Annotated in this window: 25 protein-coding genes and 1 pseudogene; 16 read left to right on the forward strand and 10 right to left on the reverse strand. The window is 75.8% G+C overall.

The window, feature by feature from the left end; all coding sequences use genetic code 11:
* The 3 genes from ACYVKY_RS14240 to ACYVKY_RS14250 all read right to left on the reverse strand — a co-directional run bounded on the left by ACYVKY_RS14240 (position 1) and on the right by ACYVKY_RS14250 (position 4,107).
* Entirely contained in the window at positions 1–2,079 is a 2,079-nt protein-coding gene (locus ACYVKY_RS14240) for an SWIM zinc finger family protein (RefSeq protein WP_460435650.1), read from the reverse strand.
* Positions 2,076–3,179: a VWA domain-containing protein gene (locus ACYVKY_RS14245; RefSeq protein ID WP_460435651.1), complete on the reverse strand. Its 1,104-nt coding sequence runs from the start codon at positions 3,177–3,179 to the stop codon at positions 2,076–2,078. Before ACYVKY_RS14245 ends, ACYVKY_RS14240 begins: the two co-directional genes overlap by 4 nt.
* Before the next feature lie 223 nt (positions 3,180–3,402).
* Positions 3,403–4,107 (reverse strand): TetR/AcrR family transcriptional regulator, encoded by a 705-nt coding sequence (locus ACYVKY_RS14250; RefSeq protein WP_460435652.1) that lies wholly within the window; start codon positions 4,105–4,107, stop codon positions 3,403–3,405.
* Between the two features lie 129 nt (positions 4,108–4,236).
* Between ACYVKY_RS14250 and ACYVKY_RS14255 the strand changes: the two genes are divergently transcribed.
* Positions 4,237–5,175: a Rossmann-fold NAD(P)-binding domain-containing protein gene (locus ACYVKY_RS14255; protein ID WP_460435653.1), complete on the forward strand. Its 939-nt coding sequence runs from the start codon at positions 4,237–4,239 to the stop codon at positions 5,173–5,175.
* On the forward strand, positions 5,172–5,501 hold the full coding sequence (locus ACYVKY_RS14260) for a hypothetical protein (RefSeq protein ID WP_460435654.1): 330 nt from the start codon (positions 5,172–5,174) through the stop codon (positions 5,499–5,501). Before ACYVKY_RS14255 ends, ACYVKY_RS14260 begins: the two co-directional genes overlap by 4 nt.
* On the opposite strand, the gene ACYVKY_RS14265 is transcribed toward ACYVKY_RS14260, so the two are convergent.
* A complete protein-coding gene (locus ACYVKY_RS14265; RefSeq protein WP_460435655.1) occupies positions 5,483–6,706 on the reverse strand; it encodes an acetyl-CoA C-acetyltransferase in 1,224 nt (407 codons plus the stop codon). The two genes, ACYVKY_RS14260 and ACYVKY_RS14265, sit on opposite strands and share 19 nt — an antisense overlap.
* A 292-nt stretch (positions 6,707–6,998) precedes the next feature.
* Here ACYVKY_RS14265 and ACYVKY_RS14270 point away from each other — a divergent pair, with 292 nt between their 5' ends.
* Complete coding sequence (locus ACYVKY_RS14270; protein ID WP_460435656.1) at positions 6,999–8,198, forward strand: cytochrome P450; 1,200 nt, start codon at positions 6,999–7,001, stop codon at positions 8,196–8,198.
* On the opposite strand, the gene ACYVKY_RS14275 is transcribed toward ACYVKY_RS14270, so the two are convergent.
* Positions 8,182–9,198, reverse strand: coding sequence for an SGNH/GDSL hydrolase family protein (locus ACYVKY_RS14275; protein ID WP_460435657.1), 1,017 nt, complete (start codon positions 9,196–9,198; stop codon positions 8,182–8,184). The two genes, ACYVKY_RS14270 and ACYVKY_RS14275, sit on opposite strands and share 17 nt — an antisense overlap.
* 105 nt (positions 9,199–9,303) lie before the next feature.
* Here ACYVKY_RS14275 and ACYVKY_RS14280 point away from each other — a divergent pair.
* The 3 genes and pseudogenes from ACYVKY_RS14280 to ACYVKY_RS14290 form a co-directional block, all read left to right on the forward strand.
* Positions 9,304–10,662: pseudogene (locus tag ACYVKY_RS14280) on the forward strand (M14 family metallopeptidase); the annotation flags it as partial.
* Positions 10,636–11,031 carry a proprotein convertase P-domain-containing protein gene (locus ACYVKY_RS14285; RefSeq protein WP_460435698.1) on the forward strand — a complete coding sequence of 132 codons (396 nt, stop codon included), beginning with the start codon at positions 10,636–10,638 and terminating at the stop codon, positions 11,029–11,031. The pseudogene ACYVKY_RS14280 and the gene ACYVKY_RS14285, both read left to right, overlap by 27 nt.
* 71 nt (positions 11,032–11,102) lie before the next feature.
* The gene (locus tag ACYVKY_RS14290; protein ID WP_460435658.1) at positions 11,103–12,482 is read left to right on the forward strand and encodes a cystathionine beta-synthase; all 1,380 of its coding nucleotides are present in this window, start codon (positions 11,103–11,105) and stop codon (positions 12,480–12,482) included.
* 15 nt (positions 12,483–12,497) lie between these two features.
* Here ACYVKY_RS14290 and ACYVKY_RS14295 read toward each other — a convergent pair whose 3' ends face one another.
* Positions 12,498–13,223 carry an MBL fold metallo-hydrolase gene (locus ACYVKY_RS14295; protein WP_460435659.1) on the reverse strand — a complete coding sequence of 242 codons (726 nt, stop codon included), beginning with the start codon at positions 13,221–13,223 and terminating at the stop codon, positions 12,498–12,500.
* A 3-nt stretch (positions 13,224–13,226) separates the two neighbouring features.
* Here ACYVKY_RS14295 and yczE point away from each other — a divergent pair, with 3 nt between their 5' ends.
* Together yczE and ACYVKY_RS14305 are read left to right on the forward strand one after the other, a co-directional pair.
* The gene (yczE, locus tag ACYVKY_RS14300; RefSeq protein ID WP_460435660.1) at positions 13,227–13,889 is read left to right on the forward strand and encodes a YczE/YyaS/YitT family protein; all 663 of its coding nucleotides are present in this window, start codon (positions 13,227–13,229) and stop codon (positions 13,887–13,889) included.
* A 46-nt stretch (positions 13,890–13,935) separates the two neighbouring features.
* A complete protein-coding gene (locus ACYVKY_RS14305; RefSeq protein ID WP_460435661.1) occupies positions 13,936–15,018 on the forward strand; it encodes a class I SAM-dependent methyltransferase in 1,083 nt (360 codons plus the stop codon).
* On the opposite strand, the gene ACYVKY_RS14310 is transcribed toward ACYVKY_RS14305, so the two are convergent.
* The 4 genes from ACYVKY_RS14310 to msrA form a co-directional block, all read right to left on the reverse strand.
* The gene (locus ACYVKY_RS14310; protein WP_460435662.1) at positions 15,015–15,827 is read right to left on the reverse strand and encodes a class I SAM-dependent methyltransferase; all 813 of its coding nucleotides are present in this window, start codon (positions 15,825–15,827) and stop codon (positions 15,015–15,017) included. The two genes, ACYVKY_RS14305 and ACYVKY_RS14310, sit on opposite strands and share 4 nt — an antisense overlap.
* A 116-nt stretch (positions 15,828–15,943) precedes the next feature.
* Positions 15,944–16,450, reverse strand: coding sequence for a hypothetical protein (locus tag ACYVKY_RS14315; protein WP_460435663.1), 507 nt, complete (start codon positions 16,448–16,450; stop codon positions 15,944–15,946).
* Between the two features lie 43 nt (positions 16,451–16,493).
* The gene (locus ACYVKY_RS14320; RefSeq protein ID WP_460435664.1) at positions 16,494–16,898 is read right to left on the reverse strand and encodes a hypothetical protein; all 405 of its coding nucleotides are present in this window, start codon (positions 16,896–16,898) and stop codon (positions 16,494–16,496) included.
* 173 nt (positions 16,899–17,071) lie between these two features.
* A complete protein-coding gene (gene msrA, locus ACYVKY_RS14325; RefSeq protein WP_460435665.1) occupies positions 17,072–17,713 on the reverse strand; it encodes a peptide-methionine (S)-S-oxide reductase in 642 nt (213 codons plus the stop codon).
* Between the two features lie 121 nt (positions 17,714–17,834).
* On the opposite strand from msrA, the gene ACYVKY_RS14330 reads away from it, so the two are divergent.
* The 8 genes from ACYVKY_RS14330 (at position 17,835) to ilvA (ending at position 25,699) form a co-directional block, all read left to right on the forward strand.
* The gene (locus ACYVKY_RS14330; RefSeq protein WP_460435666.1) at positions 17,835–18,542 is read left to right on the forward strand and encodes a DUF4129 domain-containing protein; all 708 of its coding nucleotides are present in this window, start codon (positions 17,835–17,837) and stop codon (positions 18,540–18,542) included.
* A complete protein-coding gene (locus ACYVKY_RS14335) occupies positions 18,539–19,108 on the forward strand; it encodes a hypothetical protein (RefSeq protein WP_460435667.1) in 570 nt (189 codons plus the stop codon). Before ACYVKY_RS14330 ends, ACYVKY_RS14335 begins: the two co-directional genes overlap by 4 nt.
* A complete protein-coding gene (locus ACYVKY_RS14340; protein ID WP_460435668.1) occupies positions 19,105–20,082 on the forward strand; it encodes an AAA family ATPase in 978 nt (325 codons plus the stop codon). The genes ACYVKY_RS14335 and ACYVKY_RS14340 overlap by 4 nt, the downstream gene beginning before the upstream one ends.
* Complete coding sequence (locus tag ACYVKY_RS14345) at positions 20,079–21,431, forward strand: DUF58 domain-containing protein (protein ID WP_460435669.1); 1,353 nt, start codon at positions 20,079–20,081, stop codon at positions 21,429–21,431. Before ACYVKY_RS14340 ends, ACYVKY_RS14345 begins: the two co-directional genes overlap by 4 nt.
* Entirely contained in the window at positions 21,428–22,015 is a 588-nt protein-coding gene (locus tag ACYVKY_RS14350; protein ID WP_460435670.1) for a hypothetical protein, read from the forward strand. The genes ACYVKY_RS14345 and ACYVKY_RS14350 overlap by 4 nt, the downstream gene beginning before the upstream one ends.
* A gap of 9 nt (positions 22,016–22,024) precedes the next feature.
* The gene (locus tag ACYVKY_RS14355; RefSeq protein WP_460435671.1) at positions 22,025–23,215 is read left to right on the forward strand and encodes a PLP-dependent aminotransferase family protein; all 1,191 of its coding nucleotides are present in this window, start codon (positions 22,025–22,027) and stop codon (positions 23,213–23,215) included.
* A gap of 71 nt (positions 23,216–23,286) precedes the next feature.
* Positions 23,287–24,453, forward strand: a complete 1,167-nt coding sequence (locus ACYVKY_RS14360; protein ID WP_460435672.1) for an AI-2E family transporter — start codon at positions 23,287–23,289, stop codon at positions 24,451–24,453.
* Positions 24,454–24,478: 25 nt separating this feature from the next.
* The gene (gene ilvA, locus ACYVKY_RS14365) at positions 24,479–25,699 is read left to right on the forward strand and encodes a threonine ammonia-lyase (protein WP_460435673.1); all 1,221 of its coding nucleotides are present in this window, start codon (positions 24,479–24,481) and stop codon (positions 25,697–25,699) included.
* Positions 25,700–25,758: the final 59 nt, after the last annotated feature.

Consider the following 25,758-nt stretch of genomic DNA (forward strand, 5'->3'; position numbering starts at 1 on the left):
TCAGCGGCCACCGTCGGTCGGCAGGCCGTCGAGCGCACGCACCACCGCGAGGGTGTGCGCGAGCGAGAGCAGCCCGCCGGGCGAGGGGCGGTGCTCGTACGCCCGGACGGCGGCGGCGGGCGTCGCCAGCCCGACGGCGTCGAGGTCGCGGGCGGCCCGCCGCAGCACCTCGCGCTGCCCGGTCGTGACGTCGGGCCGGCCGGTGGCCGCCTGCGTCTCGAGCACCTCGGCCACCGGTGCCAGCAGCCGCGCCACCCCGGTCGGCGCCGCGACCTGCCGCTGCTCGACCCCCGCCCGCCGGGCCTGCAGCAGCCGCAGGATGCGGCCGGCGAGCGGCGAGCGGCGTTCCGGCTCGCGCGCGACGTCGAGTGCCACCACCTGCAGCGTCCGTCCGCCCGCGCGCCCGGGCGCCTCGCGCAGCACCGCGACCGGCACGAGCGTCGTGCCCGCCCCGACCTGGTCGACCTGGACGAGGACGGCCACGGGTGCGGCGTCGGCGGCGACCACCCGCACCAGCTGCTCCATCCGGTGGTGGGTGCCGGGTCCGACCGGGACGGTCAGCCGCAGCGTGCGCCCGGCGGCGTCCTCGACGACCCAGACCAGCTGCTGCGCGATCTCGTCCAGGGCGGGCGAGCGGGTGACGGCGGGCCGCAGCAGGATCGCGTCCGAGGACCCGCCGGTGAGCCCGGCGCGGGCCCGCAGGTCGTCGGCGACGGCGTCCCAGTCGGCCGTCCCGACCGCCGCCAGGCGCGGGTCGTCGGCGGCCCAGACCGGGCCGGGGCGCGCGCGGGTGCCGCCACCCACGGCCACGCGGCCGTCGTCGGACAGCCGCGGACGCTCGAGCACCCAGCTGCGCTCGAGGAAGCGGGCGGGTGACGTCGCCCCCGGCCACAGCGCCCCGGCGGCCACGACGGTGGCGAGGGTGAACGAGGGGTCGCGGCCGTCGGGACGCGCGAGCACCGCCTGCACCACCCGGCCCTCGTCGAGGTCCCACGACGAGAGGGTGAGCCCGCGCGCCCCGCCCCGGGTCGTCCACCAGTGCAGGCCGAGCGGCAGCAGGTGCAGCTCGGTGCCCTCGTCGAAGTCGCGGCGCAGCCGGCCCTCGAGGGCGCGTCGGACGGTCGGGTCGCCGCCCCCGTCGGCGGTGGCGCGCAGCGCGTCGACGAGGGCGTGGGTGCGGGCCAGCGCCGCCACGGCGTCGCCGACGTCGGCGCGGTGGTCGCGCCGCTCGAGCAGCGCCAGCGTGCCCGCGACGCCGCGCAGCTGTCCGGCCATCCGCGGCAGACCCGAGGTGCGGGCCGAGACCGTCTGCGCCTGCAGGCGTTCGGTGCTCGACGAGGTGAGGTGCGAGAGCCCGGTGGCGACGAGGTGGTGCAGCGTGGCCTCGACCGCGTCGAGCAGCGGGCCGGTGTCGGCGGGTGCCGCGGACGAGGCCGCCACGGCGCCGGGCCAGGGGAGCGGGACGCCGTGCTCGGCGCGCAGGGCCGCCAGGGCCAGCAGGTGCACGGCAGGCCGCCGGCGCTCGGGCAGGTCGGACACCATGCCGCCGAACCCGGCGCCCGCGACCCACCGGCAGGTCGACCCCAACGCGGTGAGGTCGAGGACGAGGACCCCGCCGGTGACCTCCCACCGCAACCCGGGGTCGTCGGCGGCCGCCGCCTCGCGCACGGCCGCCGCACCCGCCTCCTTCAGCAGCGCCTGCGGGTCGAGCGCGAGCGCCTCGGCGAGCGGGTCCGGCGGCGGTGCGTCCGGCTGCTCGTCCTCGGCGACGGCGTCGTCGTGGGCGTCGTCGTCGTGGGACGTGTTGTCGCGCAACCACATCACCGCGGCGAGCACGTGCTTGCAGGTGCCGGCAGCCGGGCACCCGCACCGCGCGGACGCCGGGCCCCCGGCGTCGAGCGCCACCGTCGTCCCGTCGACGTCGAGCGTGGCGGCGTCGGCCTCCGCGGATGCGAGCGACACCCGGCCGGCGGCGACGTCCTTGGCGGCCCGGCGCACCGGCCCGGCCCCGGCGAGCGCCTCGAGCGTGCCGTCGTCGTAGGCCGCGTACGTCGCCATCCAGCGCCGCAGCTCGCTCACCCGCGTCCGCCCATGACGTCGGCGAGCCAGCGGGCGAAGTGCACGGGCGTGAGGGCCGCGACCTGCATGCCGCGGTCGGCCAGGCGCTGCGCCATCTGCGTGTCGTACGCCGGGGCGGCGGCGTCGTCGAGCGCGGCCAGGCCGAGCATCGTCACCTGCGCGCTCGCCAGCCGCTCGACCGCCTGCAGCAGCACGGAGGGCGCGCCGCCCTCCATGAAGTCGCTGAGCAGCACCAGCACCGTGCGGCGCGGGTTGCGCACCAGGCCCTCGCAGTATGTCACGGCCTTGCCGATGTCGGTGCCGCCGCCGAGCTGCACGGTGAGCAGCACCTCGACCGGGTCGGCAGCGAGGTGGCTGAGGTCGACCACGCTGGTGTCGAAGACGACGAGCGAGACCCGCACCCCGGGAAGCGAGCTCATGATCCCGGCGAGCACCGCGCTGTGCAGCACCGAGCCCACCATCGAGCCGCTCTGGTCGACGCAGAGCACGACGTCCCACGGCAGCTGGCGCTTCACCCGGGAGTGGAAGTACGGGCGGTCGATGACGAGCCGCCCGCTCTCGGGGTCGTAGTTGCGCAGGTTCTCGCGCACGGTGCGGCGCGCGTCGAAGTTGCGCGCGCTGGGGACGGGGGAGCGGCGGTTGCGGTCGCGCCGCCCGTGCAGCGCCCGCACGACGTCGTCGCGGAGACGCCTGGTGATGTCGTCGACGACGCGGGCGATCACCTCGCGGACGGCGTCGCGCATCCCGGCCGACAGCCGGCCGCGGACGGTGAGCAGCGCCTTGCCGAGCTCGGGGGTGGCGTCGACCGACCGCAGCGCCTCCGGGTCCTCGAGCAGCTCGGTGAGCCCGTACCGCTCGATCGCCTGGGCCTGGACCCGCTCGTAGACCTCCTGCGGGAACAGCGCCCGGGTGCGCGACAGCCAGTCGAGCGCGCGCAGCCGGCTCGGGTCGAGGGAGGCGCCGCGCGGGCCGTCGCCCTCGGCCAGACCGCGTCCCTGGTACTCGCGGTCGTAGAGGTAGGCGAGGGCCTGGTCGAGCTGCAGGTCACCGCGCCCGAACTGCGCCTCGTGCAGCGTCGACGCCGAATAGCGCCCCAGCACCAGGCGCCACCGCCTGAGCGCCTCGGGGTCGTCTGCTCGCTGGCGCTCGCGCGGCCCCGGCTCCACAGAGGGTCGCCCCCTCCCACCTCGACCCGGTCGCTGCGCTCCCTCGCTCGGCGCGCCGGGGTCGACCGGAGCCGGGACCGTGTCGTCCGCCCCCCGGCGCTCTTCGTCCCCCGTGGTCACACCGTCATCGTCGCAGCCGGCACCGACGCGTGGACGGTCATCGCGGCGGCAGGCCCAGGTCGTCGGCGAGCACCGCGAGGTGCCGCTCGAACAGCGCCTGCGGGTCGCCGAGGCCGTCCGGGCCGTACTGGCCGAACACCTCGAAGCCGACCGCCCCGAACAGCGCGGCCCAGACCAGCAGCCCGCGGGCCAGCGCGGCGTCCGGCACGTCGAGCCCGGTCTCGTCGCGCACCGACTGGAGCCCGGCGGCCAGCGCAGCCTGCGGCGGCGGGTCGTCGGGCACGCCGAGCGCGCCGGCGGCGTGGGCGTCCGCGACGATGCGCTGCAGCGCGAACGGCACCCGCGTCCCCGGGACGGTGGTGCGCTCGGCGGGCGCGCGGTAGCCGGGCACCGGACCGCCGAACAGCAGCGCGTACCGGGCCGGTTCGTCCAGCGCCCACGTCCGCACGGCACGGCCGAGGGTGACGAACCGGTCGCGGAACGCGTCGTCCGGCACGCTCGCCAGTGCGGCGTCCACTGCGTCACCGAGCTCGTCGTAGGCGTCGACGAGCAGCAGGGTCAGCAGCTCGTCGCGGCTCGCGACGTACCGGTACACCGCGGACGACACGACCCCCAGGTCGCGGGCGACGGCCCGCAGCGACAGCGCGGCGGCCCCCTGCGTCGCCAGGTGCTCGCGGCCGATCCGGGTGATCTCGTCCAGGGTGCGGGCCCGGGCGCGGGCGCGGGGCGTCTCGGTGGGCACGGAGCCATCCTCGCCGATCGCGAGAGCGGTGACAACAACTGCGAGCACTGCTCTTGCTTTCTGTGACGCAGCGTGCGAGAGTCGTCGCGTTCCGAGAGCACTGCTCTCACTTCTCGCCGGGAGGCTGCCATGTCCACCGTCCACGTCGTCACCGGAGCAGGTCCGGTCGGCACCACCGTCGCGCTGCAGCTCGCCGAGGCGGGCCACCGGGTGCGGCTGCTCACCCGCTCCGGCAGCGGGCCCGACCACCGTCTCGTCGACCGTCGGCGCGCCGACGTGTCGCAGCCGGAGCAGCTGGCGCCCCACCTGGACGGCGCGGTCGCCGTCCACCACTGCGTGCACGCCTCGCGGTACGAGGCGCGCACCTGGTGGGCCGAGCTGCCGCGCACCGAGCAGGCCGTGCTCGAGGCCGCCGGTCGCGTCGGTGCGGTCGTGGTCTTCCCCGAGAGCCTCTACGCCTACGGCCGGGTCGACGGGCCGATGACCGAGGACACCCCGCGCGAGGCGACCTGGGGCAAGGCGGCCGTCCGGGTCGCGCTGCTGCGGGCGCGGGCCGCGTCACCGACGGCGACCGTCAGCGTCGTCGCGTCCGACTTCGTCGGCCCGCACGTGCGCACCGCGCACGCCGGCGAGCGGATGGTGCGGCCGGTGCTGGCCGGCGGGACGGTGCGCGTGGTCGGCAGCCTCGACCAGCCGCACTCGTTCACCTACGTCCCCGACCTGGCCGCGGCGATGGTGCGGTCCGCCGCCGACCCGGCGCTGCACGACCGGGTCCTGCACGCGCCCACGGCGCCGCCCGTCACCCAGCGCGAGCTGGTGACCGCGATGGCGTCGGCCGCCGGCGTGCCGGTGGCGCGGCTCGGGACGATCCCCGTCGGCGCGCTGCGCGCCGTCGGGCTGGTGCACCGCGGCACCCGCGAGATGGCCGAGATGGGGTACCAGTTCGACCGTCCGTTCGTGATGGACTCCTCGCGCAGCGAGGCAGAGGTCGGCCTGGCCCCCACGCCGCTCGACGTCGCCGCCAAGGAGACCGTCGGCTGGTGGCGCGCGCAGGGTGGTGCGGCGTGACCGCGCTGCCGATGTGGGCGCCCGCGGCCGCCTGGGCCGTGCCGGTCATGGTGGTCGGCGGTTTCGCGATGCTCGCGGTGGCACCGCTCGCGACGCTCGCCGTCACGGTGCTGCGCCGTTCGCGCGACGTCCCGCTGCGGGGTGCGGCGCTCGCCCTCGCGGCGGTCTACGGGTCGGGACTCGTCGTGTGGGCGCTGCGCGACGACCCCGCGCCGAGCCTCACCAAGGACCTGCACCCGCTGCACGCCGCCGCGGTCGTCGTGGCCGGCACCGTCGTGGTGGTGCTGGTGCACCTGCAGGGCAGGCGTCAGCTGAGCCGCTCGTAGACGATCGCCATGCCCTGGCCGCCGCCGACGCACATCGTCTCGAGGCCGAGCTGGCCGTCGCGGGCCTGCAGGCCGTTCAGCAGGGTCGTGGTGATGCGGGCGCCGGTGGAGCCGAAGGGGTGGCCGAGGGCGATCGCGCCGCCGTGCACGTTCAGCCGGTCGTACGGGATGCCGAGCTGGTCGGCGCTCGGCAGCACCTGCGCCGCGAAGGCCTCGTTGATCTCGAACAGGTCGATGTCGGCGACGGTCATGCCGGCGCGGTCGAGGGCCTGCCTCGTCGCCTCGACCGGCCCGAGCCCCATCACCTCGGGCGACAGCGCGGTGACGCCGGTCGACACGACGCGGGCGAGCGGCGTCAGACCCAGCTCCGCGGCGCGGGTGTCGCTCATCACGACGAGGGCGGCGGCGCCGTCGTTGAGGGGGCACGCGTTGCCGGCGGTGACGGTCCCGTCCGGGCGGAACACGGGCTTCAGCCCGCTGACGCCCTCGAGCGTCACGCCCGGGCGGGGGCAGTCGTCGACCTCGACGACGCGGCCGTCGGGCAGCGTCACCGGCGTGATCTCGCGGGCGAAGAAGCCGTCGGCGACGGCCTTCTCGGCGCGGTTCTGCGACTCGACGCCCCACTCGTCCTGCGCCTGCCGGCTCACGCCGAGCGAGGTGGCAACGTTCTCGGCGGTCTGGCCCATCGCGATGTACACGTCGGGCAGCAGCCCCTGCTCACGCGGGTCGGTCCAGGTCGCGTTGCTCTCGGCGGTCGCGCGGGTGCGCGCCTGCGCCTCGGCGAACCGCGGGTTCTGGACGTCGCCCGCGCCCTCGCCGGCGCCCTTCCAGTCGGCGTAGCGCGAGACGCACTCGACGCCCGCCGAGACGAAGACCTCGCCCTCGCCCGCCTTGATCGCGTGGAACGCCATCCGCGTGGTCTGCACCGACGACGCGCAGAACCGGTTGATCGTCGCGCCGGGCACGTGGTCGAGGTCGGCGAGCACCGCGACGACGCGCGCCATGTTGAACCCCTGCTCGCCGGACGGCTCCGCGCAGCCGAGGTACAGGTCCTCGACGAGCGCGGGGTCCAGGCCGGGCACCTTCTCGAGCGCGGCCCGCACGACGCCGGCCGCCAGGTCGTCCGGGCGGACGTCGACCAGGGACCCCTTGAAGGCGCGCCCGATCGGGGTGCGGGCGGTGCTGACGATGACGGCCTCGGGCACGGGAGCTCTCCTTCGGGCGGGGCGCTGGGCTGGGGCCGAGCCTACGCGCGGGTAACAACCGCCGTCCGCCCCGCCTGGCGTGACCGTCGGCACAACGCACCCGGCGCCGACACACATCGTTCGTGGTCGGCACACCCGCTCGAGCACGTGTGCCGAGCGCGCAAGGTGTGTGCGGGGCGGGTTGGTCGGACCCGCTGCCGCACGACGCCGGCGGCGAAAGGCTGCACGGCCCGACCCCTCACAGGGGGGTCCTGCGCCGTGCCCTTCCGTGCGCGCGTCCCGGTCGGGGACGATGCGGCCTGTGAGCGACGTGCCGTTCCTCGACCTGGCCGACCCGGCGTTCGACGTCACCTCGGACGTCGTGCACCGGGCCCGCGACGACCACTGGTTCGTCCGGACGCCGTACGGGCACGCGGTGCTGCGGTACGAGCAGGGGACCGCGCTGCTGCGCGACCGCCGGTTCCAGCAGGGCAACGCCCGGTGGCCCGCCCAGAACGGCGTGCACGGCGGGCCGTTCGCGACCTGGTGGGCGGAGACGCTGCTCAGCCTGGAGGGGGACGACCACCTGCGGCTGCGCCGGCTGCTGAGCCCGGCGTTCCGCAGCCGGGCTATCGAGGCGCTGCGGCCGCGGTTCCAGGCGCTGGCGGACGAGCTCGTCGACGCCTTCGCGCCGCGCGGACGGGTCGAGCTCGTGAAGGAGTTCGCCGAGCCCTACTCGTCGCGCATCCTCTGCGTGCTGCTCGGGCTGCCCGAGGACGAGTGGGAGCAGGTGGCCCACTGGGCCGACGACCTCGGGAAGTCGTTCGGCATCAACCTGCGCGCCGACCTGCCGCGCATCGAGGCGGCGCTCGAGGGGCTCACCGGGTACGTCGACGCCGTCGTCGCCGACCGCCGCGCCCACCCCCGCGACGACCTCGTCACCACCCTGCTCAGAGCGCACGAGGACGACGACACCCTCACCGCCCGCGAGCTCAGCGTCGGGCTGGTCTTCCTCGCCTTCGCGGGCATGGAGACGACCCGCAACCAGATCACGCTCGCCGTGCAGACGCTGCTGCGCCACCCCGACCAGTGGGCGCTGCTCGCGGAGCGTCCCGAGCTCGGCCCCAACGCGGTCGAGGAGGTGATGCGGGTCAACCCGACCGTCACCTGGGTGACGCGCGAGGCGGTCGACGACGTCGACTTCTTCGGGCTCCGGGTCCCGAAGGGCGGCATCGTGCAGGTGCTCTCGCACGCCGCGGGCACCGACCCGCGCTCGGTCGAGGGCGACCCGGGCTTCGACATCACCGCAGAGCGCCCGCCGCACAGCGGTTTCGGCGGTGGCGTGCACCACTGCCTCGGCCACTTCGTCGCCCGCGTCGACATGAGCGTCGCGCTGCCGCTGCTCGCCCGGCGGATGCCGGACGCCCGTCCCGACGGCCCGGGGGAGTGGCTGCCGGTGTCCGGCAACACCGGGGCGGTGCGGTTCCCCCTGCTGTTCAGTCCTTCTTGCTGACGACCGGACGTCCGAGCGCGAGCGGCGTGCGACGTCGGCGCAGCAGCATCGCCCAGCGTCCGAGCGGCCCGCGCACGGCGCCGCCGACGCGCGCCGGCCGCACCTCGGTGCCGGCGTCGGACGCCGCCTGCACGGCGGCCTCGGCCAGCGACGTGACGCCCTCGCCGCGCCCGGTCTCGGGCGGGCGCTCGGCGCCGCCGTCGGGCCAGTGGCCGAGCGCGGCGCACACCGACGGCAGCAGGACCGACGCCATCCGCGCGTACCCGGCCGGGGACGGGTGGAACCGGTCGGCGCTGAACATCTCGCCCGGACGGGCGGCGAACTCGGGCCCGAGGACGTCGCCCAGCGAGACGGTGCGCCCACCGGCGCCGACGACCGCGATCGTCTGCGCCGCGGCCATCTGGCGCGACAGCCGCCGTCCGAGCGAGCGCAGGGGCTGGGCGACGGGCTCGAGCGTCCCGAGGTCGGGGCAGGTGCCGACGACGACCTCGGCACCGGCCTCGCGCAGGCGCTCGACGGCGGTGGTGAGCTCGCGCACGGCGTCTCCGGGACGCACCCGGTGGGTCACGTCGTTCGCGCCGATGACGACCACGGCGGCGTCGGGCCGGTAGCCGTCGAGGAGCAGGCGGTCGACCTGCGGCTCGAGCCCGGACGAGAGCGCGCCGACCACCGACACGTTCGTCAGCCGCACCGGACGTCCCGACACCGCGGCCAGCCCGGTCGCCAGGATCGCCGACGGCGTCTCCTCGGCGGTCGTGCAGCCCAGGCCCGCGGCGCCGGAGTCACCGAGCACCGCCAGCTCCAGCGGCTCGCCCGGGCCGTGACCGTAGACGCCGTCGGTGGGCAGCCCCTCGAGCCCGAACGGCTGCCCGATCAGGCGTCGCGCGAGGCGCGCCTCGCCGACCAGCACGCCCACGCCGGCCAGGCCCAGCAGCCCCAGACCGCCGCCCCCGTACGCCGCGGCCGCGGCGATGCGCCGCGCCCTCCCCGTCCTCGACACCCCTCCACGGTAGCCACCCGCCCACGGCGGCCCCACTGCGATAGGGAAAACCCTTGCGGTCGCAGGGTCGTCGAGGGTTTACGCGGTGCCGCGGGCGTGCCCAGGATGGGCGATCCGTCCGGTTCCACGACCTCGGAGGTCGCCGTGAGGCACCCGTCCCGCACCCTCTGGTCCGCCGCCGCGGCCGCGATCGTGCTCCCGCTGCTGGCCGTCGTGCCGTCCGAGGCGGTGCAGCCGTCGGCAGCACCCGCGGCGGTGGAGGCGTCGACGACCACCTACCTGGTCGACGGCGTCCGAGACCGCGCCGCCCGCTCGGCCGTCGCGGCCACCGGCGCCGCGCTCGTCGACGTCCAGGACCACGGTCGGGTGCTGGTGACCGCGACACCCGCGGAGGCGCAGGCGATCCGTGCCGCGGGCTACGCGGTCAGCGACGCCGAGTCGGTCACCCAGGTGCCGCGCACGTCCGGGCGGGTGGGCACGAACGACTTCCCGGTGCAGGACTCGGCGTACCACACCTACGCCGAGATGAGCTCCGAGCTCGCGGCGGTCGCGAGCGCGAACCCCTCGATCGTGAGCCGCCGTTCGGTGGGCCGCTCGTACGAGGGCCGCGAGCTCTGGACGGCGAAGATCAGCGACAACGTGGGGACCGACGAGAACGAGCCCGAGGTGCTGTTCACCTGCAACCAGCACGCGCGCGAGCACCTCACCGTCGAGATGTGCCTGTACCTGCTGAACGAGCTCACCTCGAGGTACGCGAGCGACTCGCGCGTGAAGGGCCTGGTCGACAGCCGCGAGATCTGGATCGTGTTCATGGTCAACCCGGACGGCGTCGAGTACGACGTCGCCACCGGGTCGTACCGCTCGTGGCGCAAGAACCGGCAGCCGAACGCCGGCTCCTCGAACGTCGGCACCGACCTGAACCGCAACTGGGGTTACCGCTGGGGCTGCTGCGGCGGCTCGTCCGGCAGCACCTCGTCCGACACCTACCGCGGCACGGCGGCGTTCTCGGCGCCCGAGACCCGCGCCCTCGCCGACTTCGTGCTGTCGCGCAAGGTGAACGGCGTGCAGCAGATCAGGAGCCACATCGACTTCCACACCTACTCCGAGCTGATCCTGTGGCCGTACGGCTACACGTACGCCGACACCGACACCGGTCTCACCCAGGACGACCGCGACGCCCACGCCGCGCTCGGCCGCGAGATGGCGTCCAGCAACGGCTACGCGCCGCAGCAGGCCAGCGACCTCTACGTCACCGACGGCGGGATCGACGACTGGCTGTGGGGTGCGGAGAAGATCTTCACCTACACGTTCGAGATGTACCCGGGCTCGGCGTCCGGCGGCGGCTTCTACCCGCCCGACGAGGTGATCGGCCGCGAGACCGCGCGCAACCGCGAGGCGGTGCTCGACTTCCTCGACGCCTCCGACTGCGTCTACGAGGTGATCGGCAAGGCGGCGCAGTACTGCGGCGGCACCACGAACCCGCCGCCCGCCGGCCAGCGCTACACCAACGGCACCGACGTCGTCGTCCGCGACCTCGCGACGGTCGAGAGCCCGATCACGGTCTCGGGGCGGACGGGCAGCACGCCGGCCACGACGAACGTCGAGGTGACGATCCGGCACACCTACCGCGGCGACCTCAAGGTCGACCTGGTGAGCCCGGCCGGCCGGGTGTACACGCTGCACAACCGCACCGGCGGCAGCGCGGACGACGTCGTCGGCACCTACCCGGTGACGCTGACGTCCGAGCCGCTGAACGGGACGTGGCGCCTGCGCGTCACCGACGCCGCCCGCGGCGACACCGGCACGATCGACACCTGGAGCCTCACGCTCTGACGCACGCCCGCACGGGCGCCGCACCCCCACGGGTGGTGCGGCGCCCGTCCGGCATCTGGGACGATGGTCGGGTGCGCTACGCGAACACCGTCCTGGACCTCATCGGCGGCACCCCGCTGGTCAAGCTCAACTCCGTCACCGAGGGCATCAGCGCCACCGTGCTGGCCAAGGTGGAGTACCTGAACCCCGGCGGGTCGGTGAAGGACCGCATCGCCGTGAAGATGGTCGACGCCGCCGAGGCGTCGGGGCAGCTGCAGCCCGGCGGCACGATCGTCGAGCCGACCTCGGGCAACACCGGCGTCGGGCTCGCGCTGGTCGCCCAGCAGCGTGGCTACTCCTGCGTCTTCGTGTGCCCCGACAAGGTCAGCGAGGACAAGCGGAACGTGCTGCGCGCGTACGGCGCCGAGGTCGTCGTGTGCCCCACCGCCGTCGCGCCCGACCACCCGGACTCGTACTACTCGGTGAGCGACCGGCTCGTGCGCGAGCGCCCGGGCGCCTGGAAGCCCGACCAGTACTCCAACCCGAACGGGCCGGCCAGCCACTACGAGACCACCGGCCCGGAGATCTGGGCCGACACCGACGGCCGGGTCACGCACTTCGTCGCGGGCGTCGGCACCGGCGGGACGATCACCGGCACCGGCCGCTACCTCAAGGAGCAGGCGGCCCAGCGCGAGGCCGGCCCCGTCGTGGTCGTCGGCGCCGACCCCGAGGGCTCGGTCTACTCCGGCGGCACCGGGCGCCCGTACCTGGTCGAGGGCGTCGGCGAGGACTTCTGGCCCACCGCCTACGACCCCGCGGTGCCCGACCGCATCGTCGCGGTCAGCGACGCCGCGTCGTTCGAGATGACCCGCCGCCTCGCGCTCGAGGAGGGCCTGCTGGTCGGCGGCTCCTGCGGCATGGCCGTGGTGGCGGCGCTCGAGGTGGCCCGCGAGCTCGGTCCGGACGACGTGCTGGTCGTGCTGCTGCCCGACTCGGGCCGCGGCTACCTCACCAAGATCTTCAACGACGGCTGGATGGCCTCGTACGGCTTCGCCCGCGAGGGCGCCGACGCCGCGACCGTCGCCGACGTGCTGCGCGCCAAGACCGGCGACCTGCCGTCGCTGGTGCACACCCACCCGACCGAGACGGTGCGCGACGCCATCGAGATCCTGCACGAGTACGGCGTCTCGCAGATGCCCGTCGTCAAGGCCGAGCCGCCGGTGATGGCCGGCGAGGTGGCCGGCTCGGTGAGCGAGCGCGACCTGCTCGACGCCGTGTTCTCGGGCGCCGCCGGGCTCGCCGACCCGGTCGAGAAGCACATGGCGCCGCCGCTGCCGCTCGTCGGCGGGGGCGAGTCGGTCGTCACCGCGCGGCACGAGCTCGAGAAGGCCGACGCCGTGATGGTGGTCGTCGACGGCAAGCCCGCCGGCGTCCTCACCCGCGCCGACCTGCTCGCCTACCTCGCCAGCTGAGCGCGGCGGGCGCGGTCAGCCGGACGCCGCCGTCGCGAGCAGCCGGTCGACCCGCGGCTTCGCACCGGACGCGATGTGCGGGCCGTGCATGAACGCCGCTGCGGTGTAGTCGAGGTCGGCGAAGCGCTGCGCCGTCCGCTGGCCCAGGGCGAAGTCGGTGCAGAACGGCTTCACCGACCAGCGCAGCCAGCCGAACGGGTGGAACAGCGCGTCGCCGGTGACGAGCGTCCCACTCGGCTCGTGCACGAACGACACGTGCCCGGGGGAGTGTCCCGGCGTGTGCAGGACGCGCAGGCCGCCGCCGTGCGGCAGCAGCTCGCCGTCGACCAGCTCGCGGTCGGGCTCGACCGGCGCGAACTCCTCGCGGTCCTCCCGCTCGAACCGCCGCGCCAGTCGCGCCAGCAGGAAGCGCTGGTCGGCAGGGGGCGAGACGCCGCGGCGCAGCCAGTCGGCGTCGTCGGGGTGCACGGACACCTGCGCACCGGTGCGCCTGCGCACCTCCGCCAAGGCACCGACGTGGTCGGGGTGCACGTGCGAGACCAGCACGCTCGTCACCCGCTCCGGCGCGACCCCGGCGGCCCGCAGGCCCCGTGCCACCGCGGGCGCCGACCGGGACAGCCCGGTGTCGAGCAGGGTCGCGGAGCCGTCGTCGTCGAGCAGCAGGTACCCGTTGACGAGGTCGCCCACCAGGCGCAGCCGCCACAGGCCGGGACTGATCTGCACGGCCGGTAGGTTCGCCACGTCATGCACCGTAACCAGCCAGGCCGCCGCCCGACAGGGGTCGTCGCGCTCCGCCTCGTCCAGCTCTACGCCGGCCTGGTCGTCTTCGGCGTCAGCATGGCGATGGTGCTGCGCAGCGAGCTCGGCAACATCCCCTGGGACGTGCTGCACCAGGGTGTCGCCGGCCGCACCTCGTTGTCGTTCGGCACCGTCACCGTCCTGTCCGGCGTCGTCGTCCTCCTGCTGTGGATCCCGCTGCGGGAGAAGCCGGGGCTGGGCACCGTCAGCAACATCCTGGTGATCGGCCCGGTCGTCGACGTCTCGCTGCGGCTGCTGCCCGACCTCGTCGTCGACGGCGGCGACCCGCGCTGGGTCGAGCGGGTGCTGCTGTTCGTCGGGGGCGTGGTGCTGAACGCGCTCGCGACCGCCGCCTACATCGGCAGCCGGTTCGGCGCCGGGCCCCGCGACGGCCTGATGACCGGGCTGCACCGCCGCACCGGCTGGCCGATCCGTCGGGCCCGCACCCTGATCGAGGTCGTCGTCGTCGCGGTCGGGTGGGCCCTCGGCGGCGTCTTCGGGCCCGGCACCGTCGTCTTCGCGCTCGTGATCGGACCGCTCGTGCAGTGGTTCCTGCCCTGGTTCGACCGGGTGCCCGCAGCGCCGCCGGGACCGTCCGGCGAGGGGTGAGTCCCTGCCCCGTCGGCCCTGGCGGGTCGGGGACCGGCAGCGGACGATGTGGCCGGTGGAGACCGACGCGCTGGCGGAGCGGCTGTTCGAGGCCGCGCTGGGCACCATCGACCTGCTCACCGTCGAGCTCGGCCGCCGGCTCGGGCTCTACGAGGTGCTGCACCGGGACGGCGCGCTCGACCCGCCCGGCCTGGCCGCGGCCGGCGGCATCCACGTCCGGTACGCGCGCGAGTGGCTCGAGCAGCAGTGCGTCAGCGGCTTCGTCGAGGTCGACGACGCCGACGCCGCACCGGACGCCCGTCGCTACCGGCTGCCGGACGAGCACGCCGCCGTGCTGGTCGACCCGACCTCGCTCGCCTTCAGCACGCCCCTCGCCCGGCTGATGACGGCCGCCGCCGCGCGGGTCCCCGACACCGCCGAGGCGTTCCGTTCCGGCGGCGGGGTGCCCTGGACGGCGTTCGGCCCCGACATGCGCGAGGCCCAGGCCGACGGCAACCGGCCCTTCTTCCTCGGCCCGCTCGGCGAGCAGTGGCTGCCGTCGGTGCCCGGGCTCGACGAGCGGCTGCGTGCCGGCGCCGCGGTGGCGGACCTCGGGTGCGGCGAGGGCTGGGCCTCGATCGGCACGGCACTGGCGTACCCGCGGTCGCGGGTCGACGGGTTCGACGTCGACGAGGCCTCGGTGCGGGCGGCGCGCGAGCACGCCGGCGAGCGCGGGGTCGACGACCGGGTCCGGTTCCACCACGTCGACGTCGCGCACCCGACCGACGAGCACGACGGCCGGTACGACCTGGTCACGGCGTTCGAGTGCGTGCACGACCTCGGCGACCCGGTCGGCTTCCTCGCGACCGCCCGCCGGATGCTCGCGCCGGGCGGGGAGGTGCTGGTCGTCGACGAGGCGGCGCCCGAGCGGTTCACCGGGCAGCAGGACGCGCTGGAGCGGTTGCTCTACGGCTGGTCGGTGCTCATCTGCCTGCCGGACGGCATGTCGCACGAGGGCTCGGTCGGCACGGGCACGGTCATGCGTCCGGACGTGCTGCGCGGGTACGCCGAGCAGGCCGGCTTCGCCTCGGTCGAGGTGCTCGACATCGAGCACGACCTCTGGCGGTTCTACCGCCTCGTGCCGAGCTAGTCGGCGGCAGCGGGGTTCTCGGCGACCACCACGACGTCGAACGCGGTGCCCTCGGGGGTCTCGCGCTCGACCTGCGCGGCGCGCAGCACCCGCAGCCGGGCGCCGGTCACGCGGGCGGCGAGGTCGACGTGGTCGTGCAGCAGCCGCGGGTCCTGCGGACCACCCACGCCCTCGTCCAGGTTGCGGCGTCCGTGCCCGACCACGACGAGCAGCCCGCCCGGCGCCACCCAGCCCGGTGCCCGGCCGAGCACCTCGGGCAGCTGCACGAACGACAGCAGCACCAGGTCGTAGCGCGCCCCGGCGGGCGGCTCGAACGCGCGCGCGTCGCCGAGCGTCGTGGTGACCCGCAGGCCCGCGGCGTCCGCGGCGGCGTCGAGCGACGCGAGGCCGGCCCGGGAGAAGTCGAGCGCGGTGACGTCCCAGCCGAGCGAGGCCAGCCACAGGCTGTGCCGGCCGCGTCCGGCGGCGACGTCGAGCGCACGGCCGGGCGGACGCCCGTCCAGCGCGGCCACGACCGAGGCGTCCGGGTCGGCGACGGGGCCGGTCGCAGCTCGGTGCGCCTCGTCCCAGCCGCGGGCACCGCGACCGGGCGCGGAGGTGTCGGTCACCTCGACCACGGTGTGCCGGCCGTCCTCGGTGTCGACGACGGTGCGCCACAGGTCGTCGTCGACCTGCCAGACCGAGGTCGTCCGGGTGCCGCCGCCGGCCAGGGGGGCCACGTCGGTGGCGGTCGGGGCGGGTACCCGGCCGCCGGTGCATCGGCGCAGCGCGGCGGTCGCCGCCTGCTCGGCGTGGGCGGGGTCGGTCACGTCGGGGAGCCTAGGCGAGGAGCCCGTGGCCGGTGGGCACGAACGCGGGCAGGTCGCACGGACGGCCCCCTGACGGCACCCGGACGGCCGGACCTGCACGCAGTCGTGCCCGCGCGTCATCCCGCGCGGAACCCGATGTACTCCGTGGTGGCCTGCGTGTCCGGCACGACCCGGCCGTCCTCGGCGACCGCGCCGACGACCTCGAAGGAGCCCTCGGCGAACTGCCCGCTTCCGGTCGCCGGCGGGTCGACCCGCAGCACGACCTCGCCTGCCACGACAGGGGTCTCGCGTTCCACCTCGCTGGTGGGCAGGTCGGTGCAGAAGCCCGCCGTCAGGTCCTCGCCGTCGACCAGGACAACCTCGACGGCGGGGTCGGGGAGCGTCACCTCGAGCGTGGTCGGGTCGGTGGTCGAGCGGTCGCGCAGGTCGGCGTCGACGACGACCGCGGTGCGCCCGTCCTCGTCGGCCGCCCACAGGAACGCCTCGCCGCACCCCCCGCTGCGGGTGAGCGACGGCACCTCCTCCACCGTCAGGAGGCGCTGGTCCCCGTAGGTCACGCCGCACCCGGCGAGCAGGACGACCGGGAGGACGGAGGAGGTGAGCAGCGTGCGACGGGCGACCATGCACCTGCGACGTCCGGCGGGCGCAGCCGGTTCCGGCCAGCCGTCAGTCCAGCGCGTAGTACTCCTGCGGGTAGGCGACCTCGACGCCCTCGTCGTCGACCAGCACGATCCGGTCGCTCTCGAACCGCACGTCGAGCTCGGCGTCCGCGTCGACGAACGGCCAGGGCGCGTACGTGATCCGCGAGATCTCGGCGCCGTCCTGCACGCCGACGACGTACACCCAGTCCTGCTGCTCGTGGACGAGGCCACCGGCCTGGCGGCGGTGCTGCACGCACCAGCCCTGGAAGCCCGACAGCGTCCCGTCCACGTCGCACACCTCGTCGACCGTGTCGGGCGACAGCGAGTCGCGCACCTCGCTCCACACCACGACGCCCGCGAGCGTCCCCAGCACCGACAGCACCGCCGTCCCGAGCACCAGCCCGGCCACGGCCCCACCCCTCATCGCCATGCGGCCCATCCCACCACCCGCGCCATGGCGGCGGCGTGGGCCCGCGTGCCCAGCCCGGCGCACCGACTCCGCGCACCCAGCCTCCACCTCGCGCATGCCGTGGCGTGCGCGGCGTGACCGGCAGGTGCGCGGAGTCGTCAAGGCCTCCCGGGCCGCCCGGCCTGTGCGGTCGATCAGGCCGGGTACGCCACCCCGGTGATCGCGTGGCAGCGGTAGCCGTGCGGCACCTTGTGCAGGTACTGCTGGTGGTAGGGCTCGGCGTACCAGAACGTGCCCACCTCGGACGCCGGCCGCACCTCGGTGGTGATCGGGCCGACGCCCACGTCGGCGAGCGCCTTGCCGTAGACATCGCGGGTGTCGAGCGCCACCTGCTCCTGCTCCGGCGTGGTCGTGTAGACCGCCGAGCGGTACTGGCTGCCGACGTCGTTGCCCTGCCGGTCGCCCTGGGTCGGGTCGTGCCGCTCCCAGAAGATCCGCAGCAGCCGCTCCGGCGTGGTCACCGCGGGGTCGTACGCGACGAGCACCGTCTCGGCGTGCCCGGTGCGGGTCGTGCAGGTCTCCTCGTAGGTGGGGTTGGGCGTGAAGCCGCCCATGTACCCGACCGCGGTCGAGACCACACCCGGCTCCTGCCAGTAGATCTCCTCGGCGCCCCAGAAGCAGCCCATCGCCAGGTAGAGGACCTCGGTGCCCTCGGGCCACGGGCCCTGCAGCGGGGCGTCCAGCACCTCGTGCCGGGCCGGGACCGCGAACCCCGGCTCGTCGCGTCCGCGCAGCGCCGTCTCGGCCGTCACCGGCTTGGTCCCGAACAGTCCCATGAGCTCCTCCGTCCGCCGCGGCGACCGGCGGTCCCGGTCGCCTCGCTCGCACCCATGCCAACCCGCGAGGGGACGCAGGCGTTCCCGGCGCGCCCCGTGCACGGTGTGCCAGTCTCGCCCCGTGGGGTCCGGACGGCAGGTCGTGGCGGTGGGCGCGGTGCTCGCCTGCCTGCTGCTCGCGCTCGCTCTGCTGGCGTCGGCGTCGGGCCCGGCCACGGTCGGCGACCTGCGCACCGGCGGGCTGGTCGACGGCCCGCTGCTGCCCGCACCGGACGAGCTGTCCGAACGCGGCACCGACACCGAGCAGCCCGAGGAGCAGGCACTGCCGCGCTGGCTGCCGGTGCTGGTGCTGCTCGGCGTCTCGATGCTGCTGGCCGTGCTCGTGCGGCTGTTCCGCCGCACGGACGACGACGTGGTGCGGCGGCGCGACGACCGCGACCACCCGACGGGCGACGCGGCCGGCGACCCCGACGACCTCGTCCTGGACGAGGTGCGCCGCGTCCTCGAGCGGGCGGCCGACGAGCTCGCGCGCGCCCCCGGGGACGCGGCGGACGCCGTCGTGACCTGCTGGGAGCGGCTCGAGGGCGTCGGCGAGGCCGCCGGGACGCCGCGCGCCGACCACGAGACCCCCACCGAGTACGCGGCCGACCTGCTCCGCCGGCACGGCGCCGACGCCGCCGCGGTCGAGGAGCTGGTCCGCCTCTACCACCGTGCCCGGTTCGGGCGCGGTGACCTGCCCGACGGCGCCGGGACGAGGGCGGCCGCGGCGCTCGAGCGGGTGGTCGGCACCCTCGGTGCCGGTCCCGTCCGCACCGCCGAGGGCGGGTGAGCGCCGCCGTGGTGCGCTCGACCCGGGGCGTCGTCGTCCGCGCCGTCGTCGCGGCGGTGGTGAGCGGCGTCGTGCTGTTCGTCGTCGGCCTCGACGTCGGCCACGTCCTGGCGCTCGCGGCCGGCGTCGCCGCGGTCACCGCGGCGGTGCAGGTGCTGCCACCCGTCCCCGTGGTCGGCTGGCCCGCCCCGCCGGAGCCCGACGACTCGACCGGCTGGCACCAGGTGCGGCTGCTCGCGCAGACGCTCGAGCAGCTGGACGGCGAGCCGGACCGGGTCGAGCGCACGCTCCTGCCGCGGCTGCGGGCGCTCGCGGGCGCCCGGCTCGCGGTGCGCGGGCTCGACCCCGCCTCCCCGGCGGCGCGCGAGCTGCTCGGGGCCGACCTGCACGACCGGCTCGGTGGTGCGACCCCGAGCGGTCCGGCGCGCCGTCCGGTCCCGCTGCGCCGCGGCCGCCCGGCCACCGACCTGGTGCAGGCCGTGCTCGACCGGCTCGACGAGCTCGACGCCGCCCCCTCGTCCGAGACCCCGACCACGCCGTCCACCACCCAGGGAGACCGCCCGTGACCACCGCCCCCAGCACCCCCGCGGAGGTGGCCGCCGGCGGCCGCGCCGTGCTCGACGCCGTCGGCACCGTCGTCGTGGGGCAGGAGCGCGGGCTGCGACTGGCGCTGGCCGCCGTGCTGGCCGGCGGGCACGTGCTGCTCGAGGACGTCCCCGGCACCGGCAAGACCCTGGCGGCCCGCAGCCTGGCGTCCGCGCTCGGCCTCGACTTCCGCCGCCTGCAGTGCACCCCGGACCTGCTGCCCGCCGACGTCACCGGCTCGTTCGTCTACGACCCGAAGGGGGCCGAGTTCGTGTTCCACCCCGGTCCGCTGATGACCGGGCTCCTGCTCGCCGACGAGGTGAACCGCACCCCGCCGAAGACGCAGTCGGCGCTGCTGGAGGCGATGCAGGAGGGGCAGGTGACCGTCGAGGGGCGCACCTTCGCGCTGCCGCGGCCCTTCCACGTGCTCGCCACCGCCAACCCGATCGAGTACGAGGGCACCTACCCGCTGCCCGAGGCCCAGCTCGACCGGTTCCTGCTGCGGCTCGGGTTCGGCTACCCGACGGGCGAGGGCGAGCAGGACGTGGTGCTGCGCCGCCTCGGCCGCCGGCAGGAGGCGAGCACGGTCGAGCCGGTGGTCGACGCGGCCGGCCTGCTGGCCTGGCAGGCAGGCGTCGAGCAGGTCGAGGTCGACCCGGACGTCGTGGCGTACGCCGTCCGCCTGACCCGCGCCACCCGGGACCACGCCCAGGTCGAGGTCGGGGCCTCGCCGCGCGGGTCGCTCGCGCTCGTGCTGGTGGCGCGCGCCCTGACGGTGCTCGACGACCGCGACGTCGTGCTGCCCGAGGACGTCAAGGCCTGCGCCGCCGAGGTGCTCGCGCACCGGCTCACCCTCGCCCCGGAGACCTGGTCGACCGGCCTGCGGGCCGAGGAGGTCGTGGCGGACCTGCTCGGACGCGTCCCGACCCCCACGACCCGCCGCACGGGGACGTGACCGCGGCACCGACCGCGACCGCGGTCCCGACCTGGCAGGGCTCGCGGGCGGCCCGGCGGGCGGCCCTGCTCTGCCTGCTGCTCCCGCTGGCCGGGCTCGCCACCGGTCGCGCCGACCTGGTCGTGCTCGCGGCGCCGCTGCTGGTCGGCACGGCGCTCGCGCTGGCCGCGCACCTGACCCGCGACCGGCACGAGGACGGCCGGCTCGCCGTGCGCGTCGACGCACCGGGCCAGGTCGGGCAGGGGGAGCGGGTCGACGTGCAGGTCGTCGTCGACGTGCCGGGGTCGGTGCAGGCGGCGGTGGTGCGGCTGCCCGTCGAGGGGTCGCTGCCCTTCGGCGACGAGGTGGCGGTCGCCCCGCGCGCCGGCGCGCAGGTGCGGCTCGGCACGCGGGTGCGGCTGCCGCTGTGGGGCGCCGTGGTGGTCGCGCGGCCGGAGGTGCGCCTGGTCGGCGTCGACGCGCTGCTGCTCGCCGACCCCGCCACCGGTCCCGAGCGCACCGTCCGCGTCCTGCCGGGCGTGGGCTCGCGCGAGCCGGCGCCGCTGCGTCCGCGGGCCACCGGCGTCGTGGGGGCGCACCGCACGCGGCGGGCGGGCGAGGGGCTCGACCTGCTCGACGTCCGCGAGTTCCACCCCGGCGACAGCACGCGCCGCATCGACTGGAGGGTCAGCGCGCGCCGCGGCACCCTGCACGTGCGCCGGCACGCACTCGACGCCGACGCCGACGTCGTCGTCCTGCTCGACACCCGGCTCGACGTCGGGCGGGTGGTGCGCGACTGGCCCGCGCCGCCCTCGCCCCCCGGTGCCGGCACCGCGGCCGCGGGCTCGAGCCTCGACCTCACGGTGCGGACGGCCACCACCCTCACCGCCGCGCTGCTCGACCAGGGCGACCGCGTCTCGGTCGTCGACCTGGCCCGGCCGCGGCACTCGGTGCCCCCCGGCACCGGACGGCGCCAGCTGCGCCGCGTGCGCACCCGGCTGGTCGGCGCGGCCGTGCACTGGCAGGCGCGGCGCCTGCAGCTGCGACCCGGTGTCGTGCAACCGGGGATGGTGGCGGTCGTGCTGACCCCGGCGCTGGACGACGACGTCGCCGAGCTCGCCCGGCGGCTGCGCCGCCGCGGGGCGGAGGTGGTGCTCGTCGACACCCTCCCCGACGACCTCGACCTGTCGCACCCGGTCTCGGCCGACCAGGTCCGCGACCGCACGGCGGCCCGGCTCGTGCTGCGTGAGCGCGCCGAGCGGCTCGCGCGCGTGCGGGCCACCGGCGCCGTCGTCGCCCCCCGTGGCGCCGGGGCGGTCGCACGGGTGCTGCGGTCGGCCGCGCGCCGGCGAGAGCGGTTGGGACGGTGAGCACCTCGACCAGTCCCTCGGCGGCAGGTGCCGCCCCGCACCGTCCCGACGTCGACGGGCTCGGGCCGACCGTCAGCGGGCTGGTGCTGCGCGTCGGCGTCGCCGCGGTGGGGCTGGTGGCGGTGCTCGTCGTCGTGCTGGCCGCCGGCGGCGGCGGGCTGCGCGTGCTCGCCGTGCTGCTCCTCGGCCTGCTCGTAGCCGGGATGGTCGCGCTGCCGGTGTCGCCGCTCCCGACGGTGTTCGTCGTGGTGGCGGCGCTCGTCGTGCTCGACGCGCAGGTGCCGCTCTGGGTGGTCGTCCCGGTCGGCGGGCTGCTGCACGCGGTGCACGTCGGGGTGGCCTGGTGCGCCGTCGTCCCGCCCGGCGCCAGGGTCGAGCGGCGCGCGCTGCTGCCGTCCGCGCGGCGGTGGGTGCTGGCCCAGGCGCTGTGCCTGCCGGTGGCGGTCGGGAGCGCCCTCGTCGTCCCGGGCGGGCTCGACGGCGCGTGGGCGCAGGTCGGCGCGGCGGTCGCCGCGCTCGCGCTCGTCGTGGCGGCGGCGGTGCTGGTCCGGCTCGCCTCGGACGCCCTGCGCAGGTCGTCCTAGGGTGTCGGTGTGACCTACGTCGAGAAGGCCGGGTTCTCCACGCGTGCGATCCACGCGGGCTCCGAGCCGGACCCCACCACCGGTGCCGTCGTCCCCCCGATCTACCAGGTCTCGACCTACGCCCAGGACGGCGTCGGCGGGCTGCGCAACGGGTACGAGTACTCGCGGTCGGCGAACCCGACCCGCGACGCGCTGCAGGAGTGCCTCGCCAGCCTCGAGCACGGCGAGGCGGCGTTCGCGTTCGCCTCCGGCCTGGCCGCCGAGGACACGCTGCTGCGCACCGTGCTGGTGCCGGGCGACCACGTCGTGCTGCCCGACGACGCGTACGGCGGCACGTTCCGCCTCGTCGACAAGGTCGCGACCCGGTGGGGCGTCGAGCACACGCCCGTGCACCTGTCCGACCTCGACGCCGTCCGCGCCGCCGTCCGCCCGGGCGCCACCAAGGTGGTGTGGTGCGAGACGCCCACCAACCCGCTGCTCGGCGTCTCCGACATCACCGCGCTCGCCGAGATCGCCCACGCCGCAGGGGCTCTGCTGGTGGTCGACAACACGTTCGCCACGCCGTACCTGCAGAACCCGCTCGTGCTGGGCGCCGACGTCGTCGTGCACTCCACCACGAAGTACTGCGGCGGCCACTCCGACGTCGTCGGCGGTGCGCTCGTCGTCGCGGAGGGCACGACCGTGCCCGGCACCGGGGAGTCGCTCACCGAGCGGGTCGGGTTCCACCAGAACGCGATCGGGGCCGTCGCCGGCCCGTTCGACGCCTGGCTGACGCTGCGCGGGCTGAAGACGCTCGCCGTCCGGATGGACCGGCACTGCGACAACGCGGACGCCGTCGCGGCCCACCTGGCAGCGCACCCGAAGGTCGTCGAGGTCATCCACCCCGGCCTGCCCGACCACCCCGACCACGAGGTCGCTGCGCGGCAGATGCGTCGCGGTGGCGGCATGGTGTCGTTCCGGGTCGGCTCCGAGGAGGCCGCGCTCGCGGTGTGCGCCGCGACGAAGGTCTTCACCCTCGCCGAGTCGCTCGGCGGCATCGAGTCGCTGATCGAGCACCCCGGCCGGATGACGCACGCCTCGGTGGCGGGGTCGGCCCTCGAGGTGCCCGCCGACCTCGTGCGGCTCTCGGTCGGCATCGAGGACGTCGACGACCTGCTCGCCGACCTCGACGCCGCGCTCGACCAGGCGATCCCGGACTGACCGCGACCCCAGGGTTCGGTCAGGGACCTCCCCGGTCGGCACCCGTCGTGACCGCGGTGGACACTGGCCGGGTGGACGACGAGCGCACGCCCCCGGACGCACGGGCAGCCGGCGGCACCGTGACCACCGCCGACCCGGCGGTGCCGCGGAGCCTCGCGGTCGCCGCCCAGGTGGCGTGGCGCGTGGTCGCCGTGGTGGCCGCGCTGTACGTGCTCGTGCGGCTCGTGCAGTTCTTCCACGTGCTCGTGATCCCCCTGCTCGTGGCCGTGCTGCTGACCGCGCTGGTGCTGCCGCTCACCGAGCTGCTCAGCCGGTGGGTGCCGCGCGGCGTGGCCGTGGCCGCGACCCTGCTCGCGCTGATCGCCGTGGTCAGCGGCCTGTTCACGCTCGTCGGGACGCAGCTGGCGTCCGGCATGGCGGGGCTGTGGACGCAGGCGGGCGACGGCTTCACCACCATCCAGACCTGGCTGGCCGACGGGCCGCTCGACCTCAGCACCGCCCAGATCGACTCCTACGTCGCCCAGGTCACCGACCAGCTGTCGGCGAACAGCGAGCAGATCGCGAGCCAGGCCCTGTCGGTCACCGCCACGGCGGGCGAGGTCGTGACCGGCACGTTCCTCGTCCTGTTCTCGATGATCTTCCTGCTGCTCGAGGGCGACCGGATCTGGCGCTGGCTGGTGCACCTGCTGCCGCGGCCCACCCACGAGCGGGTCGACACGGCGGGTCGCGCGGGGTGGCGCACGCTCACGTCCTACGTCCGGGCGACGGTGGTGGTGGCCAGCGCCGACGCGATCGGCATCGGGGTCGGCGCGGCGCTGCTCGGCGTCCCGCTGGCCATCCCGCTCGCCGTGCTGGTCTTCCTCGGCGCGTTCGTGCCGATCGTCGGCGCCTTCGTGAGCGGCGGGGTCGCGGTGCTGGTCGCCCTGGTGGCGCTCGGGCCGGTGAAGGCGCTGATCATGCTGGCGATCGTCATCGCCGTGCAGCAGCTCGAGAGCCACGTGCTGCAGCCGTTCCTGCTCGGCCGCGCGGTGGCCGTCCACCCGCTGGCGGTGGTGCTCGCGATCGGCGCCGGCCTGCTCGTCGCCGGCATCGTCGGCGCGCTGTTCTCGGTGCCGCTGGTGGCGTTCCTCAACACCGCGGTGCACGCGCTGCGCGGACGCGACGACCCGATGGTGGCGCAGCTGCAGCGCCCGGACTTCAAGGTCGACCTGCGGCGCCGCACCCCGAAGCGCCGGTAGCCGCCGTACTGGCAGGATCGCGGCCGTGGCCCACAACGCCCTGCCCGTGACCCTCGCCGACATCGAGTCCGCCCGCGAGCTGCTCGCCGACGTCATCCGGCCCACCCCGCTGGAGTTCAGCCGGGCGCTCTCGCAGCGCGTCGGCGGTGACGTGCACCTGAAGCTGGAGAACCTGCAGCGCGCCGGTTCGTTCAAGATCCGCGGCGCCTACACCCGCATCGCCCGGCTGACCGACACCGAGCGCGCCGGTGGCGTCGTGGCCGCCAGCGCCGGCAACCACGCGCAGGGCGTCGCCCTCGCCGCGCAGCTGCTCGGGGCGCACGCCACCGTCTACATGCCGAAGGGCGCCCCCATCCCGAAGGTGCAGGCCACCCGCGGGTACGGCGCCGAGGTCGTCTTCCACGGCCACACCGTCGACGAGTGCCTGGTCGCCGCCCGCGAGCACGCCGCCCGCACCGGCGCGGTGCTGATCCACCCGTTCGACCACGTCGACGTGGTCGCCGGGCAGGGCACGTGCGGGCTCGAGGTGCTCGAGCAGTGCCCGGACGTGCGCACCGTCCTGGTGTGCACCGGCGGCGGCGGGCTGCTGGCCGGCATCGCGGCGGCGGTCAAGGCCACCCGTCCCGACGTGCGGGTGGTGGGCGTCCAGGCCGGCGAGGCGGCGGCGTACCCGCCCTCGCTCGCGGTCGGCCGTCCCGTCCCGCTCGACCGGATGCGGACGATGGCCGACGGCATCGCCGTCGGCTGCCCCGGCGAGGTGCCGTTCGCGCTGGTGCAGGCGCTCGTCGACGACGTCGTCACGGTCGACGAGGACCTGCTCGCCCGCGCGCTGCTGTTCCTGCTCGAGCGGGCCAAGCAGGTGGCCGAACCCGCGGGCGCGGCCGCCGTGGCGGCGCTGCTCGACCGGCCCGAGGCGTTCGAGCCGCCGGTGGTCGCGGTGGTGTCGGGCGGCAACATCGACCCGCTGCTGATGATGCAGGTGCTGCGGCACGGCATGCTCGCCGCCGGGCGGTACCTGCAGCTGCGGGTGCGGGTGGCCGACCGGCCCGGCTCGCTGGCCCGGCTGCTGCAGGCGCTGGCCGAGACCGACGCCAACGTGCTCGAGGTCTCGCACAACCGCACCGGGCTGCAGCTCGGGGTCGACGAGGTCGAGATCCACGTCCAGCTCGAGACCAAGGGCCCCGACCACGCGCAGGCCGTGATCGGCCACCTGAGGGACGCCGGGCTGTCGCCGCGGCTCACCTGACCCTCACGCTCGGTCACGCGCGCGGGAGCCTGCGCGGGCGTTCCCGCAGGTCGCGCGCG

The organism is Angustibacter speluncae (genome assembly GCF_054777815.1).